Raw genomic sequence first — 513 nt, 5'->3', positions numbered from 1 at the left:
CAGGTGAAGCTATTCAGTACTCAGTAGACAAAGGTCATCAGGCGCTACTGGAAGAAATGTGTCGCGAATGGCCGTTCTTCTCAACTCGCCTAGGTATGCTTGAGATGGTGTACACCAAGTGCAACATGGAAATCTCTCGCTACTATGACCAACGCCTAGTTGAACCTCAACTTCAACCATTGGGTGACCGACTGCGTGAACAGCTTCAACGTGATATTAAGTCCGTACTGAACGTAGAGAACAACGAAAACCTAATGCAAAGCGACCCATGGGGCCAAGAATCAATTCGCCTACGTAACATCTACGTAGAGCCATTGAACATGCTTCAAGCTGAATTGCTATACCGTACTCGTCAAACAGAAGAGGCGTCTGCAAACCTTGAAGAGGCACTGATGGTGACCATCGCAGGTATTGCAGCAGGTATGCGTAACACGGGTTAAAAATAACCATTCGTAATACAAAAGGCTGAGTTCATACTCAGCCTTTCTTATATTCATAACTTCCAACCACATA

General features: G+C 45.4%; 1 protein-coding gene. It reads left to right on the top strand.

Annotation, left to right across the window (positions count from 1 at the left end; translation table 11 throughout):
* A partial coding sequence (locus R7Z50_RS31185) for a phosphoenolpyruvate carboxylase (RefSeq protein WP_318150239.1) occupies positions 1-440 on the top strand: 440 nt, incomplete at its 5' end.
* Between the last annotated feature and the right edge of the window lie 73 nt (positions 441-513).

Source organism: Vibrio sp. 1249-1 (genome assembly GCF_033340495.1).
The sequence above is the reverse complement of the archived record's forward strand: the minus strand, read 5'-3'. Positions and strand labels throughout refer to the sequence as shown.